General features: G+C 77.5%; 2 protein-coding genes. Both read right to left on the bottom strand.

Going from position 1 to position 2764, the window contains the following annotated elements; genetic code table 11:
* Window positions 1-1802: ATP-binding protein (locus SSBG_RS24300; protein ID WP_078491405.1), on the bottom strand; the 1802-nt coding region annotated here is incomplete at its 3' end.
* A 234-nt stretch (window positions 1803-2036) separates the two neighbouring features.
* Window positions 2037-2672, bottom strand: coding sequence for an NUDIX domain-containing protein (locus SSBG_RS24295; RefSeq protein WP_008748716.1), 636 nt, complete (start codon window positions 2670-2672; stop codon window positions 2037-2039).
* Window positions 2673-2764: the final 92 nt, after the last annotated feature.

Below are 2764 nucleotides of genomic sequence, written 5' to 3'. Positions count from 1 at the left end.
CTCGCCGTCCTCGGCGCGCACGAGACGGTGGGCGAGGGTATGCGACCTTCGGCGGCCCGCGCCCAGTCGTTCAGCTCCTGGTGGGCGCCGGCGAGGGACTCCATGGCGCGCCCCGCGGCGTGCGGGTCGTGCCCGGCGCGGGCCGCGTCGAGCGCGGCGCGGTAGCGGGCGAGGGCTTCGCGCGTGCGGCCCGTACGGGCGTCGAGGTCGGCGAGGTTGAGGAGCGCGGCGGCCTCCTCGCGGTGCAGTCCGCGCCGCTTCGCGACGTCGAGGACGAGGCGGTGCAGTCCGTAGAGCTCGGGGGCCGCCGCCTCGGGGCCCCGGTGCGCGACGAGGGCGCGGACGAGGGCGGCGACGTAGCGGCGCGCGAGGGTGTCGAAGGCGCCCTCGGCGACGGCGAGGCGGGCGGCGGCGAGGAGTGCGGGCAGCCGTTCGGCGAGCCAGGCCGCGGCGGCTTCCCGGTCGGGGAAGCGCAGTCCGGCGGGGAGTCCGGCGAGGCGGCGGCGGGCCGGGGAGCCGGGCGGTTCGCTCGTGGCGCGGCAGGAGTGCAGGAGGCGCACGGTGCGCTCCAGCATCCGGGCGCGGGCGAGCTGGAGTTCGGCGGGGCGGTCGGTCTCGCGTGCGAGGGCGCGGAGGCCGGGGACGAGGCAGCCGGGCACCTCGTAGGCGGGGCGGGGCCCCGGGAGCGGGCGCAGCAGCCCGTGCCGGACGAAGTGTTCCAGGCGCTCGGCGGCGTGCCGGACGGAGCAGCCCGCGAGCGCCGAGGCGGTGTGCGCGTCGGCGAGTCCTTCGGGGGCGAGGTGGAGCAGGCGCAGCAGACGCTGGTCGGCGGCGGGGAGCTGGTCGTGGCTGAACCGCAGGAGCCGGTCCACGGGGAGGTCGGCGGCCGGGCGCTCGCGGGACGGGGCCGTGCCGCCGCCCGCCCCCTCCGCCGCGTCGCCCGCCTGCGCCGTGTCCTTCGCGCGGGCCGTGTCCGCGTCCTCCGCGTCCGCCGCAGGCTGGGGCCGGGGCACGACGGCGCGGTGGGCCTCCAGCCGGGCGAGGAGATCCGCGACGGAGGTGCCGGGGCGGGTGGCGAGCCAGCCGGCGGCGAGTACGAGCGCGGCGGGCCGGCCCCGGCACTCCTCGACCAGCCGTTCGGCGGCGTGCGGGTCGGCGGCGGCCCGCCCCTGCCCCGCGTACCGCTCGACCAGGCGCAGCGCGGCCTGCCGTTCCAGTCCGCCGAGGGCGCAGGGGCGGACGTCGCTGAGCCCGGTGAGCGGTCCGGTGGCGACGGCGAGGAGGAGGCAGGCGGGATTGTCCGGCAGCAGGTCGCCGACCTGCGCGGCATCGTGCGCGTCGTCGAGGAGGAGCAGGACGCGGCGGGTGGCGAGCGCGGTGCGCAGCCGCTCGGTGAGGTCGTCCTCGTCGGCCCCGGCCGGGGCCTGTTCGCCGAGCCCCGCGAGGAGCGAGCGCGCGGCTTCCCCGGCGGGGACCGGGGCTCCCGCCGGGTCGGTGAGCCGGGCGCGCAGGAGCCCGTCGGGATAACGCTCGGTGAGCGAGGCCGCGAAGGTCTCCGCGAGTGCGGTACGGCCCGAACCGGGACGTCCCGCGACAAGCAGGACGCGCGCGCGGGGCGGGGTCTGCCCGGCGAGGGTGTCGAGGCCGGTGCGGCCGATGTCCTCGTGGAGCGCGGCGAGTTCGCGTTCCCGCCCGAGGAGGGCGTCGCCGCCGGTCACGCCCGCGTGTGCGTCGCGTGCCGGGGCGACGCCGGTCACCCCGGCGCCGCTCGCCCCGCCGGTGTCCACCACCTGGTCCGTCACGGGCCACACTCCCGTCCAGCCGCACGCTCACCGAGCCGCGCGCTCCGCCCAGGACGGGCCGGACGCGCGATCCCGAGCGTACGTGACGGTGTGTGGCGAAGTGACGACGACCTGGCGCGACCATCCCTCAATCGGATGAGTATTTCTTCGGATGACCAGCTTGTGCGGAGAGTGCATCGGGCCAGGAAGGTGCCCGGGCGGGAACGGGGCGGGGAGGCCGGGCCCGGAGCGGGCTCAGAAGGGCCGGGCGGGCCAGGGCGCGTCGGCGGGGCGCAGTCCGCTGAGCGCGGCCTCGGTGTCCTCGGAGCCGTCGAGGAGGGCACCGAGCGCGAGGGAGCCGATGACGAGGGAGCTGTTGTGCAGCTCCCCGCCGAGGCAGCCCCGCACGAGGTCCTGGTACGGGACGCGGGCCGTGCGCATGTCGGCCTCCTCGCCGTCCGGCGTGTACCGCTCCTCGCCCGCCTCGCGCAGCCCGGTCGCGAGGAAGACCCGTACCGCCTCGTCGGAGCCGCCGGGCGAGGAGTAGTGGTCCACGAGGACGTGCCACTCGGCGGCCTCCAGGTGGGCCTCCTCGAAGAGCTCGCGCGCGGCGGCGTGCAGGGGGTTCTCGCCCGGCACGTCGAGCAGGCCGGCGGGCAGTTCCCACAGGCGTTCGCGGACCGGGTGCCGGTACTGGTTGACGACGACGACGCGCCGCTCCTCGTCCAGCGCGAGGATCACCACGGAGCCGGGGTGCACCTGGTAGTCGCGGGTCGCGACCTCGCCGTCGGGCATCACGACCTTCTCGCTGCGCACGCTCGTCTTGGCGCCCTGCCACGGCGTCTCGCTCGCCGTGGTCCGCCACTGCTCGGGGTTGTCCTTGATCGTCATGTCCTCATCCTCCCGCAGCCCGCCTGCCCCCGCGAAGAAACCGGCACACCCGAGGGGGCACGCGCGCACAGGCGTACGGGCCGGGGTACGGC

The organism is Streptomyces sp. SPB074, assembly GCF_000154905.1.
Taxonomy (GTDB): Bacteria; Actinomycetota; Actinomycetes; order Streptomycetales; family Streptomycetaceae; genus Streptomyces.
This window is presented reverse-complemented; position numbering and strand designations above follow the sequence as displayed.

What these genes read in the sequence shown, in the direction of transcription:
- SSBG_RS24295 (WP_008748716.1), bottom strand. Translation starts at nt 2,672, where the DNA reads ATGACGATCAAGGACAACCCCGAGCAGTGGCGGACCACGGCGAGCGAG.